General features: G+C 73.3%; 15 protein-coding genes. 7 read left to right on the top strand and 8 right to left on the bottom strand.

Features of this window, described 5'->3' with window-relative positions; translation table 11 throughout:
• Nucleotides 1-252 precede the first annotated feature (252 nt).
• The 3 genes from ACIQU4_RS16550 (at nucleotide 253) to ACIQU4_RS16540 (ending at nucleotide 2,523) form a co-directional block, all read left to right on the top strand.
• A complete protein-coding gene (locus ACIQU4_RS16550) occupies nucleotides 253-1,305 on the top strand; it encodes a helix-turn-helix domain-containing protein (protein WP_385583085.1) in 1,053 nt (350 codons plus the stop codon).
• 197 nt (nucleotides 1,306-1,502) lie between these two features.
• Nucleotides 1,503-1,967: a group III truncated hemoglobin gene (locus ACIQU4_RS16545; protein WP_403730506.1), complete on the top strand. Its 465-nt coding sequence runs from the start codon at nucleotides 1,503-1,505 to the stop codon at nucleotides 1,965-1,967.
• A 151-nt stretch (nucleotides 1,968-2,118) separates the two neighbouring features.
• Nucleotides 2,119-2,523, top strand: a complete 405-nt coding sequence (locus ACIQU4_RS16540; RefSeq protein WP_385583090.1) for a VOC family protein — start codon at nucleotides 2,119-2,121, stop codon at nucleotides 2,521-2,523.
• A gap of 7 nt (nucleotides 2,524-2,530) precedes the next feature.
• Here the strand turns inward: ACIQU4_RS16540 and nirD are convergent, their stop codons facing one another.
• Nucleotides 2,531-2,875 carry a nitrite reductase small subunit NirD gene (gene nirD / locus ACIQU4_RS16535; RefSeq protein ID WP_403730503.1) on the bottom strand — a complete coding sequence of 115 codons (345 nt, stop codon included), beginning with the start codon at nucleotides 2,873-2,875 and terminating at the stop codon, nucleotides 2,531-2,533.
• The gene (gene nirB, locus ACIQU4_RS16530; protein WP_403730501.1) at nucleotides 2,872-5,424 is read right to left on the bottom strand and encodes a nitrite reductase large subunit NirB; all 2,553 of its coding nucleotides are present in this window, start codon (nucleotides 5,422-5,424) and stop codon (nucleotides 2,872-2,874) included. Before nirB ends, nirD begins: the two co-directional genes overlap by 4 nt.
• Before the next feature lie 263 nt (nucleotides 5,425-5,687).
• Here nirB and ACIQU4_RS16525 point away from each other — a divergent pair, with 263 nt between their 5' ends.
• On the top strand, nucleotides 5,688-6,983 hold the full coding sequence (locus ACIQU4_RS16525; protein WP_403730498.1) for a ferric reductase-like transmembrane domain-containing protein: 1,296 nt from the start codon (nucleotides 5,688-5,690) through the stop codon (nucleotides 6,981-6,983).
• Between the two features lie 420 nt (nucleotides 6,984-7,403).
• Nucleotides 7,404-8,180, top strand: coding sequence for a sulfite exporter TauE/SafE family protein (locus tag ACIQU4_RS16520; RefSeq protein ID WP_403730495.1), 777 nt, complete (start codon nucleotides 7,404-7,406; stop codon nucleotides 8,178-8,180).
• Between the two features lie 16 nt (nucleotides 8,181-8,196).
• Here the strand turns inward: ACIQU4_RS16520 and ACIQU4_RS16515 are convergent, their stop codons facing one another.
• The 4 genes from ACIQU4_RS16515 to ACIQU4_RS16500 all read right to left on the bottom strand — a co-directional run bounded on the left by ACIQU4_RS16515 (nucleotide 8,197) and on the right by ACIQU4_RS16500 (nucleotide 11,738).
• A complete protein-coding gene (locus ACIQU4_RS16515) occupies nucleotides 8,197-8,817 on the bottom strand; it encodes a class F sortase (protein ID WP_403730492.1) in 621 nt (206 codons plus the stop codon).
• A 202-nt stretch (nucleotides 8,818-9,019) separates the two neighbouring features.
• Nucleotides 9,020-9,562: a hypothetical protein gene (locus ACIQU4_RS16510; protein ID WP_403730489.1), complete on the bottom strand. Its 543-nt coding sequence runs from the start codon at nucleotides 9,560-9,562 to the stop codon at nucleotides 9,020-9,022.
• A 197-nt stretch (nucleotides 9,563-9,759) separates the two neighbouring features.
• Nucleotides 9,760-11,034, bottom strand: coding sequence for an ATP-binding protein (locus tag ACIQU4_RS16505; RefSeq protein WP_403730486.1), 1,275 nt, complete (start codon nucleotides 11,032-11,034; stop codon nucleotides 9,760-9,762).
• A complete protein-coding gene (locus tag ACIQU4_RS16500; RefSeq protein WP_403730483.1) occupies nucleotides 11,031-11,738 on the bottom strand; it encodes a hypothetical protein in 708 nt (235 codons plus the stop codon). Before ACIQU4_RS16500 ends, ACIQU4_RS16505 begins: the two co-directional genes overlap by 4 nt.
• 245 nt (nucleotides 11,739-11,983) lie before the next feature.
• Between ACIQU4_RS16500 and cutA the strand changes: the two genes are divergently transcribed.
• The gene (gene cutA / locus ACIQU4_RS16495; RefSeq protein WP_403730953.1) at nucleotides 11,984-12,298 is read left to right on the top strand and encodes a divalent-cation tolerance protein CutA; all 315 of its coding nucleotides are present in this window, start codon (nucleotides 11,984-11,986) and stop codon (nucleotides 12,296-12,298) included.
• Nucleotides 12,295-12,714 carry a gamma-glutamylcyclotransferase family protein gene (locus ACIQU4_RS16490; protein WP_403730480.1) on the top strand — a complete coding sequence of 140 codons (420 nt, stop codon included), beginning with the start codon at nucleotides 12,295-12,297 and terminating at the stop codon, nucleotides 12,712-12,714. The genes cutA and ACIQU4_RS16490 overlap by 4 nt, the downstream gene beginning before the upstream one ends.
• Nucleotides 12,715-12,952: 238 nt before the next feature.
• Here the strand turns inward: ACIQU4_RS16490 and dnaG are convergent, their stop codons facing one another.
• Complete coding sequence (dnaG, locus tag ACIQU4_RS16485; protein WP_403730477.1) at nucleotides 12,953-14,872, bottom strand: DNA primase; 1,920 nt, start codon at nucleotides 14,870-14,872, stop codon at nucleotides 12,953-12,955.
• 34 nt (nucleotides 14,873-14,906) lie between these two features.
• The gene (locus tag ACIQU4_RS16480; RefSeq protein WP_403730476.1) at nucleotides 14,907-16,181 is read right to left on the bottom strand and encodes an NAD(P)/FAD-dependent oxidoreductase; all 1,275 of its coding nucleotides are present in this window, start codon (nucleotides 16,179-16,181) and stop codon (nucleotides 14,907-14,909) included.
• Nucleotides 16,182-16,239 lie beyond the last annotated feature (58 nt).

The following is a 16,239-nucleotide window of genomic DNA, read 5'->3' as shown; positions in this document are numbered from 1 at the left end:
ACCGCCTGCTGTCAATCTGCCAGACACGTCGGCGCTTCCCGGTGCGACCGACCGCCAGGCCCCGCAAAGCCCCCCACGGCCTTCACGGAGCGTTTCGGTCGCACCGGAGTGTGCCTGGCGGAGTACAGGATTTCGGTTGTCACGCCCCCGCCGAAAGGGGTTTCAACTGTGGCTGAAAGGGCGTGGTGACGTCGTGTGACGGCATGCATACTCATGAGGCGGGGGGATTGCGGTTGCACAGGTGGGGGTTCGGTGCTGCGTATCCATTTCACTGGAGTGGACCTGGCACGCGTACGGATGGCAGGGCGTCCCGATGCGTTGTGGGAAACGATTCTGAGTTTTCACCGCTTAAGAGACCGGCGTGATGCGCGGCTCTTCGGTGAATGGCGTACGGAAACCCGGAGCAGGTTGAATAGTGAAACACGCTTGCTCGGTGCGCTCATACCGAGTCGTGGTTATTTTCCCGATTTCCTGACCCCTGTGGAGGGGCAGTACGGGTGGGACGTGGGACTGGACGCCCTGCGCGGGATCCGCCCCGAGCGGATGCGGCGCGAGCTCGCGCTGCTGGGCGCGGGCACCGGCGTCGGGGCCGCGTTCGGCATGCCCTCGGCCGTCAGCGGGGGCGTCGACGGGCCGGTCCCGCGGCGGCTGCGGGACTTCATGGAGGGCGGTACCAAACACCTGCCGAGGCTGATGGGCGAGCTGCGCGGCTACCACCGGGCGGCCGTGGAGCCGTACTGGACCCACATACAGGCCCAGATCGAGGCCGAGCGGGCCGCGCGCGGCCGGGCCCTGCTGGACGGGGGCGCGGACGAGCTGCTGGCCTCACTGCCGCCGATGCTGCGCTGGCGGGCGCCGGTCCTGGAGTGCGACTACCCCGTGGACCGCGATGTCCGGCTGCGGGGGCGCGGGCTGCTGCTCCAGCCGTCGTTCTTCTGCCGGCGCACCGCCGTGACCCTGCACGACCCGGAGCTGCCTCCGGTGCTGGTCTACCCGGCCGCCGCGCAACTGGCCTCGGCGTCCGCCGCGGGCGAATCGATTCGGCCCCTGGAGGAGCAGCGCCAGCGCACGCTGGGCAAGCTCGTCGGGCACACCCGCTCGGTGGTGCTGCGGGCCATCGGCGACGGAGCCACCACCAGCGAGCTGGCCCGCAGGGCCGGGGTCTCGCTGGCCTCCGCCAGCCAGCACGCCTGCGTGATGCGCGAGGCGGGCCTGGTCACCACCCTGCGCCGGGGCAACGCCGTCCTGCACACGGTGACCCCGCTGGGGGCCGCGCTGCTGAAGGGCGGAGCGGTGGCTTCCTGACCCGGCCGGGGCCGCCCGCGGCCGCATCGGCCGCATCGGCCGCGCCAGTCAGCCGAGGCAGTCGACGAGGGCCCCCGGACCGGTCATGCGATCGGGGGCCCGCGCGGGCGACCGGTTCGCCCGCGATCCGCACGAAGTGACGAACGGCGGGACTTTCCACCCTGGGGCACCCCCGCGTGCGCCAGGATGGTGCAGCCATGAACCAGTTCGCCGCGGACAACGACATCTCCGGCCGCGCCGACCTCACCGTCGTGCTGCGCCGCTTCTACACCGCCGCTTTCGCCGACCGGCGGATCGGGCCGTTCTTCACCGAGATCGCCGGCACGGACCTGGAGGTCCACCTGCCCCGGATCACGGACTTCTGGGAGCGGGCCCTGTTCCGTACGGCCGGCTACGGGCGCGACGCCTTCGGCCCGCACGCCGCCCTGCACGCGGCGCGCGCGATGACCGCCGAGGACTTCGGGCGCTGGGTCCAGCTGTGGAACGCCGCCGTCGACGGCCTGCACCGGGGGCCGAACGCGGAGCGGGCGAAGGCGACGGGCGAGCGGATCGCCCTGGCCCTGCACAGGCGGCTGGCCGGGCCGGACCCCGCGCTGCTCCACCGCAAGGACGCCCGCGGTTTCGTCCCGCTGGCCGCCCTGGAGCTCCGCTCCCCGTCCTGACCTGCACAGATGTGCCTCGACCGGCCGCTCGCAGCGATCTTCTGCGCAGTCCTCGGAAAAGTTTCCGCGAGAGCGATGAGTTTTCCCGGGGGCCCCGGTCTATATCTCGAAAGCGCACACGAGACGCACGTACGAGAGAAGAGGGACCGAGATGCCCACCATGATCTTCGTCAACCTGCCGGTCAAGGACATCGAGGCCTCCAAGGCGTTCTGGGGCAAGCTCGGCTACTCCTTCAACCCCCAGTTCAGCGACGACAAGACCGGCTGCCTCGTCATCAGCGACACGATCTTCGCGATGCTGATGACCGAGGCCCGCTTCAAGGACTTCGCCACCAAGGAGGTCGCGGACGCCACCAAGACCACCGAGGTGATGCTCGCCCTGAGCGCGGAGAGCCGGGAGCAGGTCGACGAGGTGGTCGGCGCCGCCCTCGCGGCGGGCGCCACCGAACCCCGACCGGCCCAGGACCTCGGCTTCATGTACGGTCGCGCCTTCGAGGACCTGGAGGGCCACGTCTGGGAGTACGTCTGGATGGACCCGGCGGCCGTCCAGGGCTGATGCCCCGCTACGCCACTGCCGCCGAGGTCACGGCGGTCCGCACCGGGTAGGTCCGGACCGCCGCCTCCTCGTCGTCCAGGCAGCGCCCCGACCCGAGGTCGAAGCGCTGCTTCAGCAGCGGCGAGGCCACGAAGGGCCTTCCCTCCGCGCCCCCGACGAGCCCCCGCGAGAGCACGGCCGCCCCGGTGAACGGATCCCGGTTGTCGATGGCGTACGTACGCCCCGACCGGTCGATGAACACCGCGGCCTGGCTCCCGTCGGGCAGCAGGACCGCCACCCCGCGCCCGGGGGTCAGGCCGGACAGTTCGCACACCGTCAGCCAGCCTTCGGCCACCTGCAGTTCCACGGTCATCGGGTGCCTCCCACGGCCTCCAGCGGCCGGATGTCGAGAACGGTCAGGTCGGGCTTGACCTGGTCGCGTTCGGGGACGAACTTCACGGTCGGGTCGGGGGTGCCGGGTGCGTTCACGAAGGACACGAACCGGCGCAGCCGCTCCGGGTCCTGCAGGGTCTCGGCCCATTCGTCGCGGTAGTGCGCCACGTGGTCGGCCATCAGCGATTCCAGCTCCGCGCACAGCCCGAGCGAGTCGTGCACGACCACGTCCCGCAGGTGGTCCAGGCCGCCCTCCAGCCGGTCCAGCCAGGTGGAGGTGCGCTCCAGCCGGTCCGCCGTGCGGATGTAGAACATCAGGAACCGGTCGATGAGCCGGACCAGTTCGGCGTCCGACAGGTCCTGGGCCAGCAGGTCCGCGTGGCGCGGGACGGCCCCGCCGTTCCCGCCGACGTAGAGGTTCCAGCCGTTCGCCGTCGCGATCACCCCGAAGTCCTTGCTCTGTGCCTCCGCGCACTCGCGCGCGCAGCCGGACACCGCCGACTTGAGCTTGTGCGGAGCCCGCAGGCCCCGGTAGCGCAGCTCCAGGTCGATGGCCATGCGTACGGAGTCCTGGACTCCGTACCGGCACCAGGTCTGGCCCACGCAGGACTTCACCGTGCGCAGCGCCTTCCCGTACGCGTGCCCGGACTCGAATCCGGCCTCCACGAGCCGGGCCCAGATCCGCGGGAGCTGGTCCACGCCGGCACCGAAGAGGTCGATGCGCTGACCGCCGGTGATCTTCGTGTAGAGCCCGAAGTCGCGGGCCACCTCGCCGATCACGATGAGCTTGTCGGGGGTGATCTCACCACCGGGGATGCGCGGGACGACCGAGTACGAGCCGTTGCGCTGGAGGTTCGCCAGGAAGTGGTCGTTGGTGTCCTGGAGGGCGGCCTGCTCCCCGTCGAGCACGTAGCCGCTCGCCCCGAGGGTGGGGGCGAGCGAGGCGATGATCGAGCCGACGGCCGGCTTGCAGACCTCGCAGCCGTCTCCGCCGCGGGCCGCCTCCCGGCCGTGGCCGTCGAGGAGCTGCTCGTACGAGGTCAGCCGGCGGGTCCGGACGATCTCGTAGAGCTCGGCACGGGTGAAGGGGAAGCAGCCGCACAGCCCCTTGTCGGCGGCCGAGGGCAGCAGTTGGCCGATCACCTTGAGGCAGCTGCCGCAGCCGGTGCCCGCCTTGGTGCACTGCTTGACCTCGGGGAGGGTCGCGCAGGCGGTGATCGCCTTCTTGGTGACGTTGTGGCAGGAGCAGATCACCGCGGAGTCGGGCAGCGCCGACGGGCCGAGGGCGACCGGCGCGCCGAGACCGGCGGGCAGCACCAGCTGGTCGGGGCCGACCGGCGGGACGCTGCCGGTGAGCGGGCGCAGCAGGCCGTACGAGTCGGCGTCGCCGATCAGGACCCCGCCGAGCAGGACCCCGTCCGGGGAGACGACCAGCTTCTTGTAGACGCCGGAGCGGGAGTCGGAGTAGACGACGTCGAGGCTGCCGGGGGCCGCGCCGTGGGCGTCGCCGAAGGAGGCCACGTCCACGCCGAGCAGCTTGAGCTTGGTGGAGAGGTCGGCTCCGGTGAACTCCCTGTCCCGGCCCAGGAGGTCCTCGGCGGCCGTCTCGGCCATCTCGTACCCGGGGCCGACCAGCCCGTACACCCGGCCGTCGGCGGCCAGCGCGCACTCGCCGATGGCGTAGACGCGCGGGTCCGAGGTGCGGCAGCGGGCGTCGACGCCGATGCCGCCGCGCTCGCCGACGGTCAGGCCCGAGGCGCGGGCGAGCTGGTCACGGGGGCGGACCCCGGCGGAGAAGACGACGAGTTCGGTGTCGACGGTGGAGCCGTCGGAGAGCCGCATGCCGGTGACGGAACCGTCCGCTCCGGTGAGTACCTCCTGGGTGCCGACGCCGGTGTGGACCGTCAGCCCCATCGACTCGATGGTGCGCAGCAGGGCCGCGCCACCGCCGTCGTCGACCTGGACGGGCATCAGGCGCGGGGCGAACTCCACGACGCGGGTGGCGAGGCCGAGGCCCTGGAGGGCGCCAGCGGCCTCCAGCCCGAGCAGCCCGCCGCCGACGACCGCGCCGCTGGTGCGGGTCTTCGCGTACTCCTCGATGGCGAGCAGGTCCTCGATGGTGCGGTAGACGAAGCAGCCGGGGGCGTCCTTGCCCGGGACGGGCGGCACGAAGGGGTGGCTGCCGGTCGCGAGGACGAGCACGTCGTACGGGAACACCCGCCCCGAGCGGGAGGTGACGGTGCGGGCGTCGCGGTCGACGGTCTCGGCGGGGTCGCCGAGGTGCAGCTCGATCCCGTGCTGCTCCATGAAGCCGGCGGGGGTGAGGGAGAGGTCCTCGGGGGTGCTGCCGGAGAAGTACGAGGAGAGGTGCACGCGGTCGTAGGCGGGCCGGGGCTCCTCGCAGAGCACGGTGATCCGGTGCGTGGCGGTGGCCCCGCGCTCGGCGAGGGCCTCCAGGTAGCGCTGGCCGACCATGCCGTGGCCGATGAGCACGATGGCGGGGGTGGGCGTGGGCGTGGCTGCGGCCATGATCAGGAGCCTCCGTCGTCGGTGAGCAGGTGGCGCGGGGCGCGGAGACGGCGAGCGCCGCCCGTCACCGCCACACGCTGCTGCTCCGAGGTCATGGCACGAGCGTGCGCGTCCGCTGTTTCCCCGCCGCATCGCCGCTGTTACCCGGACGGAACGCGCACCTCAGCGCCCGGGTTAAGGGTCGGTGAGGCATCCCTCAAGGGCGGCTTAAGGATCGGGTCGGGCAGGTCGGCGGCGCTCGGACCGCCCTTAGCGTGATCCGTGTGCGAGATGCGGCGATGCGGGTCAAGGGCGGGACGCTCGGTGGTGCGGGGCTGGTGGCGCTGCTGTGGGCGGCGCAGGTGCGGCCCTCCGCGCGGCTCGACGCACTGTTCGCAACCGCCGCCCACCTCACCGGCCTGCTCGCCGGGTACGGGATGCTCGTACTGCTCTTCCTGATGGCCCGGGTGCCCTCCGTCGAGCACGGGGTCGGCGCCGACCGGCTCGCCCGCCGGCATGCGCGGGGCGGCCGGCACGTGCTGCTGCTCTGCTTCGGGCACGCCCTCTTCGCCTTGTGCGGATACGCCGTCCACGAGGGCGTCGACGTAGTCTCCTCCGTCCGGGAGCTGTTCGGCTACCCGGCGGTGGCCGCCGCCTTCGCCGGGACGGTCCTGCTGGCCGCCGTCGGGGTGAGTTCCGCCCGGGCCGTACGCCGCCGGGTCAGCCACGAAACCTGGCGCGGGGTCCACCTCCTCGTCCATCTCGCCGCCTCCCTGGCCTTCGGCCACCAGCTCGCCGGGCCCGATCTCGCCCTGGCCGGCTGGTTCTGGGCCCTCGCCCACGCCACCGTCGCCGTCCTGCTGGTCTGGTACCGGGCCGTGGTCCCCGTACGGCAGGCCCTGCGGCACGCGCTGCGGGTGGCCGAGGTGCGGGTCGAGGGGCCCGGGGTGGTCTCCGTCCTCGTGTACGGGGAGCACCTGGCGGAACTTCGCGCCGAGCCCGGCCAGTTCCTGCGCTGGCGGTTCCTGCAGCGGCGGCTGTGGCGCACCGCACTGCCGTTCTCGCTGTCCGCGCCGGTCCAGGGCCACGCCCTGCGGATCACCGTGAAGGCGCTCGGCGGGCACTCCCGCCGGATCCGCCGGCTGCGCCCCGGGACCAGGGTCATCGCCACCGGGCCGTTCGGGGCGCTCACCGCCGCCCGGCGGACCCGGCCCAAGGTGCTGCTCATCGCGGGCGGGGTCGGCATCACGCCGATGCGGGCGCTGTTCGAGACGCTGCCCGGCGGACCGGGGGAGATCACGCTGCTCTACCGGGCCGGGGCCGCGGAGCAGCTGGTGCTGCGGTCCGAGCTGGAGGCCATCGCCGCCGAGCGGCAGGCCGGGCTGCACTACCTGCTCGGGTCCTCCGACGCCGCCTACGATCCGCTGGCCCCGCAGGCGCTGCTCGCGCTGGTGCCGGAGCTGACCGAGCACGACGTCTACCTGTGCGGGCCGCCGGGGATGGCCGAGGCGACGCAGGGCGCGCTGCTGCGGGCCGGGGTGCCGGCCGGGCGCATCCATTCCGAATGCTTCAGCTTCTGACCCGACCCGACGACCCGACCCGACCCCCAGCTTTGCCTCCGCCACGACCTTGCCGACGCCCCGACCCGTACGTGATTCCGAGAGGCCGCCGCGCCATGCGCCACCCGCTGCACGTCCCCCTGTCCGTACCGGTCGGGGCCGCCGCCCCAGCGCCCCTGCCCGCGGCCCGGCACCGGGGGCCCCGCCGGCCCTCCGTCCTACGGGCGGGCGTGGCCGCGCTGGCCGCCGTACCGCCCCCGCGGCGGCTCGCGGCCGGGCTCGGGCTGGCCAGTGTGCTGGCCGCTACGGCGCTGACGGCGACCGTGAATCCGGCCGCCCCGGTGGCCCCCGACCGGGAGCCGGCCCGGCAAAGCTCAACCTTTGCGCAAGTTTCCGGTGATTGATGGTCGCTGCACCCATCGGCTCCATAGGGTCGTGACCGTGCCTGACATATCAACGACCATGATCATCGTGCTGTGCGTGGCCGCCGCCGCGGCCGGCTGGATCGACGCGGTGGTGGGCGGCGGCGGACTACTGCTCCTGCCCGCCCTGCTCCTCGGCCTGCCGAACGCCCACCCCGCCACCGTCCTCGGCACCAACAAGGCCGTGGCCATCGTCGGCACCGCGGGCGCGGCGGTGACGTACGCACGCAAGGCGCCGGTGGACGTGAAGCTCGCCGTCCGGATCGGCCTCGCCGCGCTCGCCGGATCCATGGGCGGCGCCGCGCTGGCCGGCGGGATCAGCAAGGACACCATGCGCCCGCTCATCATGGGCGTGCTCGTGATCGTCGCGGCCGTCGTGATCTTCAAACCGGGCTTCGGCACCGCACCCTCGACCGCGCCCGTCAGCCGGCAGCGCGTGCTGCTCGCCATCGGGCTCGCCGGCCTCGGCATCGGCTTCTACGACGGGCTCATCGGGCCCGGTACCGGCACCTTCCTGGTGCTCGCCCTGACCGCGCTGCTCCACCTCGACCTGGTCACCGCCTCCGCGACCGCCAAGATCGTCAACTGCTGTACCAACGCCGGGGCCCTCGCGATGTTCGCGTACCAGGGCATGGTGCTGTGGCAGCTGGCCGCGCTGATGGCGGCGTTCAACCTGGCCGGAGGCATGGTCGGAGCCCGGATGGCGCTGAAGAAGGGCAGCGGGTTCGTACGCGGCGTGCTGCTCACGGTGGTTGCCGCGCTGGTGGTCAAGCTCGGTCTGGAGCAGTGGGGCTGACGGGCCTGCGCTGCCGTCAGTACGTGCCGGTGAGGTGGGCGAAGACGACCACGTTGCCCTGGTAGCCGGTTCGCGGCGAGAAGCCCCCGCCGCAGGTGATCACGCGGAGCTCGGCGCGCGGCGAGGGCCCGTACACGCGGGAGTCGGGGAAGCGGTCGGCCTCGTAGACCTCGACCGCGTGGACGGTGAACACGGCCGTCCGTCCGTCCGCGCGCTGCACCTCGATCGCGGCTCCGCGGTGCAGCGCGCCGAGGTGGTAGAAGACCGCCGGGCCGGTGGCGTGGTCGACGTGGCCGACGACGACGGCGGTGCCGACCGCGCCGGGGGTGGTGCCGTCGCGGTACCAGCCCGCCAGATCGCGGCGGGCGGGCGGCGGCACCTCGATGCTGCCGTCGGGGCCGAGGCCCAGCCCGGTCAGCGGGGCGTCGACCCGGATGGACGGGATCCGGATCCGGGCCGGCGGGGAGCCGGGGAGCGGGTCGATGCTGCCGGGGTAGTGCGCCTGCCGCTCCAGCGCGTCCGCGGGGGAGGGCAGCGGGGGTCCGACGGACTGGCCGGAGCCGCTGCCGACGAGCCAGATGCCGACGCAGGCGGCGAGCGCGACGAGCCCGCCGCGGCCGGCCTGGCCTCTGCCCATGGGTGCCCCCTGGCGGTGTGTTCCGAGTCCGGGTCCGAGTCCCGGTCCGGGTCCGAGTCCTGGTCCGGGTCCGAGTCCCGGTCCGGGTCCGTGGTTCCGTGTGGCAGGCCGTCGCCCGGCCCCGCGAACGGGGGGACCTCGCGGGGCGGGCGACGGGGGACGGTACCGGTCGGACCGCGGCAGCAGCCGCGGTGGGCGCCCGTCAGCTCCGCGTGCCGCTCGCCCGGCGACGCAGGAGCCAGGTACCGCCGACGGCGGCCGCGGCCAGCACGACCGCTCCCGCCGTGATCTTGGTGGGGTCGACGGTGGTGGTCGTCCCGCCACCCACCCCGGTGCGGACGTGGCCTTTGGGGCCGCGTTCGGTGACGACCAGGTCGCCGGTGGCGAACTTGCCGTCGGCGCAGGTCGCGCCGATGTTGTAGGTGCCCGGGCGGAGGTCCCGGGCGATCTGGAACTGCCCGATGACCACCTCCTTGTGGGTGCCGGGAAGCAGTTTGAAGCGGCCGCCGCCGACCGTGGTGGCATCGCCGTCGGCGTGGCTGCCCGCGCCGCAGGCGGTGGTGTTCACGGTGACGCCGGCCCCGGGAGCGGCGCTTTTCGGCCATACCTCCAGCTTCGCGAAGTCGCCGGGTGCGAAGCCCGCCGTGCCGAGCTCCGCGGCGGCGACCGCCCCGGCGACCGGGCCCGTGAACGCGGCGGCGGTCAGCGCGGTGGCGGTGAGCACGTGGGCGGTGCGTCGGCGCATGGGGGCTCCTGGAGACACGGGGTCGTGTTCCCGAGGAAACCCGGCCCGGCTGCGGAGCGCCTGCTGATGTTCCGTCAGATCTGCTCGGGCGGCTACCGTTCCAGCAGGTCACGGCCCCGCATTCGGTCATTCGGGGCGCCACGCCGTCCGGGTGAGCCGGGGCGCGGGCCGGGCCCCGGGCCCTGACCCGCCGCGGTTCACGCCGCGGGCAGCGTCACCGTCGCCGCCGCGCCCGCCGGGGCCGGGTTCGACAGCGTCACCCGCGCCCCGATCACCTGCGCCTGGCCGAATGCGATGGTCAGGCCCAGCCCCGTCCCCTGCCCCCGCTCGGCCGCACCCGTCAGGAACCGCTGCGGCCCCTCCCGCAGCAGCTTCACCGGGAAGCCCGGACCGCGGTCCCGTACCGTCACCGTGTTCCGTGAGACCGTCACCGTGACCGGATCCCCGCCGTGCCGGCGGGCGTTGACCAGCAGGTTCGTCAGGATCCGCTCCAGGCGCCGGGAGTCCGTACGGACCACCGCCGGGCAGTCCGCGCCGACCACCTCCGCCGCCACCCCCGACCGCCGCGCGATCGTCGCGACCAGCGGCCCCAGCGCGTGCGCCGCCAGCTGTGCCTCCTCCCGGCGCGCGTCCAGCCGCGCCACCTCCAGCAGGTCCTCGGTCAGCGTCCGCAGAGCCGCGACCCGGTCCCGGACCAGCTCCGTGGGCCGCCCCGCCGGCAGCAGCTCGGCCGCGGTGTGCAGCCCCGTCAGCGGGGTCCGCAGCTCGTGCGCCACGTCGGCCGTGAACCGCTGCTCCGCCTCCAGACGCTGCTGGAGACTGGCCGCCATCGTGTCCACCGCCGAGGACAGCTCGGCGACCTCGTTCCGGGTTCCCGGCACGCCCGACGCCCCGATCCGCGCGTCCAGTTCGCCCTCGCTGATCCGGCGGGCCGTCTCGGCGGCCGTGCGCAGGTCCTTGCTCAGCCGGCTCGCCAGCAGCGCCCCGGCGATCGCCGCGAGCGTCACGACCCCGGCTCCGGAGGCCACCAGCTGCTGCTCCAGTTCGGCCAGTTCGGCCTGTTCCCCGGCCAGCGACCGCCGTACGGACAGCACGTGGTCACCACCGACCGGGCGCGCCGCCCACACCGCCGGATCCGGCCCGGACAGGTCGAGGTAGGTGGTGCGCTGCCCCGCCAGGGCCGCCCGGCGCAGCGGCGCCGGCAGCCCCGGGCAGTCGATCCACGCGTCGGCCTCGCCGACCTTGTCCTCGTCCAGCCGGCCGGTGAGCTCGTACACCTGGCGTACCCGGACCAGCTGCGCGAGCGCGCTCTCCCGGGCCGCGTCGCCCACCTGGTGGGCCCGCGCCTCGTGGATCAGTACGCCGATGGTCACCGCGACCAGCGAGCAGCCGGCCGCGAGCAGGATCGAGATTTTCCAGCGCAGGCCGAGGGCCTGGAGGAGGTGGCGGCAGCGGACCAGGAGGGAGTTCACTCGCACACCTGGCCGTATCTGTCGGTGCGCTTCGGCTGCGGGATCCGGTCGCCGTCGCAGCCCGGCAAGGACTTGCTGTACCGCCGCTCGTCGCTGACGACCCTCATCCGCTCGCCGTCCCAGTGGTAGCGGACGGCCTGCTCGGAGCCGTCGTCGGCGGCGGTGCGCAGCAGCAGGTCGCCGCCGATGGTCTCGGCGGCCATCCGCCGGCCGACGGTGAACAGGATGGGGACGATCCGGGTCCCTTCGGCGGTGTACACGGTCAGCGCGGTGCGCCCCGTCTCCGCGTCGGCGGCGACGATCAGCTCCTGACTCCCGTCGCCCGTGAGGTCGCGCAAGACGGGCGGGCGCATTCCGACCTTGCCGGGCGCGTCGATCCAGCCCTTCGCCGCGAACGCCTTCATCTGCTTGTCGGCGCGTACGACGTCCTGCACGTTCACCGCAGGCAGCCCGCCGGCCCCCACCTCGGGCGCGTTCTTCAGCGGCTGCGGCGGGGGCTCCCGGGTGCCGACCGATTTGCCCGGCCCCGAAACCGAGTGGTCGGTCCACAGCGGCCAGAGCGACTCGGGCTGCGGCTGGGCCGATACGGGCGGCGCGGGCTCGCCGACGCCCAGCCCTCCGGGTGTGGAGCAGCCGCCGACGGCGAGCGCGCAGGTGAAGGCGCACAGGAGGGCGGCGGTGAGGTGGCGAATGGGTCGCGTCATGAGCAGCCAAAGGGGTCTGAGGCAGGACGAATCGACGGTAGACGGCGACGATCACGGGCACCGGGAGGTTGTGTAACAGCGGTGCGTACGGTGGAGGGACACAGGCAGACTCGGGACGAAAGTCCCGGACCGCGCGCTGTCCGCCGTACCCGAGGGAGGGCCCCGTGACATCAGCCGATCGGCCGCAGCCGCCACGCCCGCCACACCCGCAGCCGGCGCAGCCGGCACGGGATCCGGCGCTCGCCGTGCTCACCGTGCTGACCACGGTCGACTCGGCGGAGGAGGCCGCGGCTCTCGCCCGCGCCGCGGTGCAGGAGCGGCTGGCCGCCTGCGCGCAGATCAACGGGCCGGTGACCTCGGTCTACCACTGGCGGGACGCGCTGGAGACCTCGGAGGAGTGGCAGGTCCTGTTCAAGACCACCGCGGCCGCCTACCCGGCCCTGGAGGCCCGGCTGACCGCCGATCACCCGTACGGCACGCCGGAGATCATCGCCACCCCGGTGGTGCGGGGCAGCGCGGGCTACCTGGCATGGGTCGCCGCCGAGGTGAAGGCCGGATGACCGCCGAGCTCCCCTTCTTCGTGTACGGGACCCTGCGCCCCGGCGAGGTCAACCACGACCTGTTCCTGCGGGGCCGCACGGCCGCCGAGGAGCCCGCCCGGCTCCCGGACGCGCTCCTGTACGACGGTCCCGGCTACCCGTACGCCGTCCCGCACCCGGGATCGGAGATCGTCGGCGAGCTGGTCACCGCGGCGCCCGGCGCGTACGGGAGGCTGCTGGCCGAACTGGACCGGCTGGAGGAGTACCACGGCCCCGACCGGCCGCTGAACGTCTACGACCGGGTCCGCCGGGACGCGGTCCGCCCGGACGGCACCCGGACCCCCGCCTGGGTCTACCTGGCGGCCCCGCTGCTGTCCCGCACGCTGCGCGAGTCCGGCACCGAGATACCGAGCGGCGACTGGTTCAGACGGCGCTAGGGAGTGTCGTCAAAGTAGCGTCGGCCGCCCGGAAGGGCGGTGGTCGGCGGGGTCTGGTGCGTGCGATCGCAAGGCGGAGGAGGGAATCGACGCGGTGGGGGCACCTCCCAGCGGTAGCTGGGGGACGTCGGTGACCGACGACAACGCGGCGAGCGTGCGTGCCAGACCCCGCCGACCTGGGGGCACCTCCCAGCGGTAGCTGGGGGAGGGACTTTGACGACACGACCTAGGAGGTGCTTTACAGGCCCTCGGCACCGCGGTTGCGCAGGCGCTGCCCGTACTGCTGGAGGACCCAGAGTTCCTCCTGGACCGCCGCCAGCTGCTCCGGCGGGGCCTGGGTGCCCAGTCGCGACATCGTGCCCTGGATCTCGTGGACCCGGCGGTCGACCGCGCGCAGCCGGACCTGGACCAGCTGGACCCCGGCGTAGACCTCGTCCACCGTCTTGGCGTGGATGGCCTCGACCGCCAGCTCGGTGACGAGCGCGCGGACCGTGTCGTTCGGCGCGGCGTCACGGACCCGGGCCAGGTAGTCGTCGGTGCCCAGCGACGCGCCGCCCGCGGCCTGGATGGCCTCGCGGACCGCCGCGTACGGCGGGGCGGTGAACTCGTCGAGCCCGTACGCGTCGAAGGCCGGTGAGACCAGGGCTGGCCGCTGGAGCGCCAGCTTGAGCAGCTCGCGCTCGGTGCGGTGCGCGGGGCTGCGCAGGTTGAGCGCCGGCCCGCCGCCCACGGGGGCGCCCGGCGCCGGGGCGGCCTCGTACGAGGACGCCTGCGACGGCCGGCCGCGGCCCTGCTGCTGCCCGCCGGGCTGGTTGCCCCGCTCCCGAGCCCAGCGCGCCAGCTGCGCGACCCGCTTGACGACGAACTGCTCGTCCCGGATGCCCAGCATCCCCGCCAGCTGGACCGCCGACTCGTGCTGGATCGCGATGTTCTTGATGTTGGCGACGACCGGCGCCGCCTCGTCCAGCGCGGCCGCCCGGCCCGCCGGGTTCTCCAGGTTGTGCCGGGCCACGATGTGCCGCAGAGCGAACTCGAACAGCGGGGTACGGGCCTCCACCAGCCCGGACACCGCCGCGTCCCCCTGCGCCAGGCGCAGATCGCACGGGTCCATGCCGCCGGGGGCGATGGTGATGGAGGTTTCGGCGGCGAACTTCTGGTCGTCCTCGAAGGCGCGGAGCGCGGCCTTCTGGCCTGCCGCGTCGCCGTCGAACGTGAAGATCACCTCGGCGGTCGCGTTGTCCATCAGCAGGCGGCGCAGGATCTTGATGTGGTCGCCGCCGAAGGCGGTGCCGCACGTCGCGATCGCGGTCGTGACCCCGGCCACGTGGCAGGCCATCACGTCCGTGTAGCCCTCCACCACCACGGCCCGCGAGGTCTTCGCGATCTCCTTCTTCGCCAGGTCGATGCCGTACAGCACCTGGGACTTCTTGTAGATCGCCGTCTCCGGCGTGTTCAGGTACTTCGGCCCGTTGTCGTCGTCGCGCAGCTTGCGCGCGCCGAAACCGACCACCTCGCCGCTGATGTCGCGGATCGGCCACATCAGCCGGCCGCGGAAGCGGTCGATGGGCTTGCCGCTGCGGCTGTCCTGGGCCAGGCCGGAGGTGATCAGCTCCTTGTCGCTGAAGCCCTTGCCGCGCAGGAAGCGGGTCAGGTGGTCCCAGCCGGCCGGGCTGTACCCGACGCTGAAGTGCTCGGCCGCGGCCTGGTCGAAGCCGCGCTCGGCGAGGAACCTGCGGCCGATCTCCGCCTCGGCGCTGCCCAGCTGCTCGATGTAGAACTGGGCGGCCGCCTTGTGGGCCTCGACGAGCCGGATGCGCTCGCCGCGGCCGCTGGTGCCGGCGGTGTACCCGCCCTCCTCGTACCGGAGCGTGATGCCGGCCTGGCCGGCGAGGCGCTCGACGGCCTCCGAGAACGACAGGTGGTCGATCTTCATGATGAAGTCGAGGGTGTCCCCGCCCGCCTGGCAGCCGAAGCAGTGGTAGAGACCCTTGCTGGGGCTGACCTGGAAGGACGGGGACTTCTCGTCGTGGAAGGGGCAGAGGCCCTTGAGGTTGCCGCCGCCCGCGTTGCGCAGCTGGAGGTAGTCGGAGACCACGGCGTCGATCGGGACCGCGTCCCGTACCGCCTTCACATCGTCGTCGTTGATCCGTCCTGCCACCCGTGAAGTCTACGGCCGGGCGCCCACAAACCCGTCAGGCCCCCTGGCCCTCCACCAGGGAGTCAAGCGGAACCGACGGGTCCGACAGGGCCTCGCGGTTGACCGACGCCTTGGACCGGATCAGGGCCTGGATGTGCTCGGTGACATCCCACACATTCACGTTCATCCCGGCCAGCACCCGCCCGTCCGACAGCCAGAACGCGATGAACTCCCGCTTGGCCACGTCGCCGCGGATCAGCACCTGGTCGTAGCCGCCGGCCGGGGCGTACCCCGAGTACTCCAGGCCCACGTCGTACTGGTCGGAGAAGAAGTACGGCACCCGGTCGTACGAGACCTCCTGGCCCAGCATCGCCCGCGCCGCGGCCGGGCCGCCGTTGAGCGCGTTCGCCCAGTGCTCGACCCGCAGCCGGGTCCCGAGCAGCGGGTGGTGCGCGGCGGCCACGTCCCCGACGGCGAACACGTCCGGGTCGCTGGTCCGCAGCGAGGCGTCCACGGCGATGCCGCCGCCGTGCTGCCGGTCGACCAGGGCCAGCCCGGAGGTCTCGGCGAGCGCGGTCCGCGGCGCCGCCCCGATCGCCGCGAGCACGGCGTGCGCCGGGTGCTCCTCCCCGTCGTCGGTCCGGGCCGCGAGCACCATGCCGTCATGCCCGATGATCTCGGTGAGCCGCGCACCGAAGTGGAAGCGGACCCCGTGCTCCGCGTGCAGGTCCCCGAAGAGCCGGCCGATCTCCGGACCGAGCACCGCGTGCAGCGGGGTGGCCAGCGGCTCGACCACGGTGACCTCGGCCCCGTACCCGCGGGCCGCGGCGGCGACCTCCAGGCCGATCCACCCGGCGCCCGCGATCAGCAGGTGCCCGTTGTCCCGGCCGAGGGTGGCCAGTACGCCCTTCAGCCGCTCGGCATGGGCGAGCCGGCGCAGGTGGTGCACCCCGGCCAGGCCCGTGCCCGGGATGTCGAGGCGGCGCGGCTCCGCCCCGGTGGCCAGCAGCAGCTTGTCGTAGTGCAGCGCCGTGCCGTCACCGAGGACCACCTTGCGGGCCTCCCGGTCCAGCTGGACCGCGGGCTGGCCGAGGTGCAGCTCGATGTCGGCCTTCGCGTACCAGGAGGGCTCGTGCACGAAGACGCTGTCGCGCTCCTCCTTGCCCTGGAGGTACCCCTTGGACAGCGGGGGCCGTTCGTAGGGATGGTCGCGCTCGTCGCCGACCAGGATCACCCGCCCCGTGAACCCCTCGGACCTCAGCGTCTCTGCCGCCTTGGCCCCGGCGAGCCCTGCGCCGACGATGACGAATGTCCGGTGTGCGTCGACCACCTGATGCCTCCTCATAACCTCTCCGCCACATGCGACCACATGCGAGCGTCCCGCACTG

Source organism: Streptomyces sp. NPDC090741 (assembly GCF_044769045.1).
Taxonomy (GTDB): domain Bacteria; phylum Actinomycetota; class Actinomycetes; order Streptomycetales; family Streptomycetaceae; genus Streptomyces.
The sequence above is the reverse complement of the archived record's forward strand: the minus strand, read 5'-3'. Positions and strand labels throughout refer to the sequence as shown.

Excerpts from the sequence above, each read along its gene's own strand:
- ACIQU4_RS16490 (WP_403730480.1), top strand. The coding sequence starts at position 12,295 with ATGACCGCCGAGCTCCCCTTCTTCGTGTACGGGACCCTGCGCCCCGGC.
- ACIQU4_RS16500 (WP_403730483.1), bottom strand. The coding sequence starts at position 11,738 with ATGACGCGACCCATTCGCCACCTCACCGCCGCCCTCCTGTGCGCCTTC.
- nirD (WP_403730503.1), bottom strand. The coding sequence starts at position 2,875 with ATGACCGTGGAACTGCAGGTGGCCGAAGGCTGGCTGACGGTGTGCGAA.
- ACIQU4_RS16515 (WP_403730492.1), bottom strand. The coding sequence starts at position 8,817 with ATGGGCAGAGGCCAGGCCGGCCGCGGCGGGCTCGTCGCGCTCGCCGCC.
- nirB (WP_403730501.1), bottom strand. The coding sequence starts at position 5,424 with ATGGCCGCAGCCACGCCCACGCCCACCCCCGCCATCGTGCTCATCGGC.
- ACIQU4_RS16545 (WP_403730506.1), top strand. The coding sequence starts at position 1,503 with ATGAACCAGTTCGCCGCGGACAACGACATCTCCGGCCGCGCCGACCTC.
- ACIQU4_RS16510 (WP_403730489.1), bottom strand. The coding sequence starts at position 9,562 with ATGCGCCGACGCACCGCCCACGTGCTCACCGCCACCGCGCTGACCGCC.
- ACIQU4_RS16540 (WP_385583090.1), top strand. The coding sequence starts at position 2,119 with ATGCCCACCATGATCTTCGTCAACCTGCCGGTCAAGGACATCGAGGCC.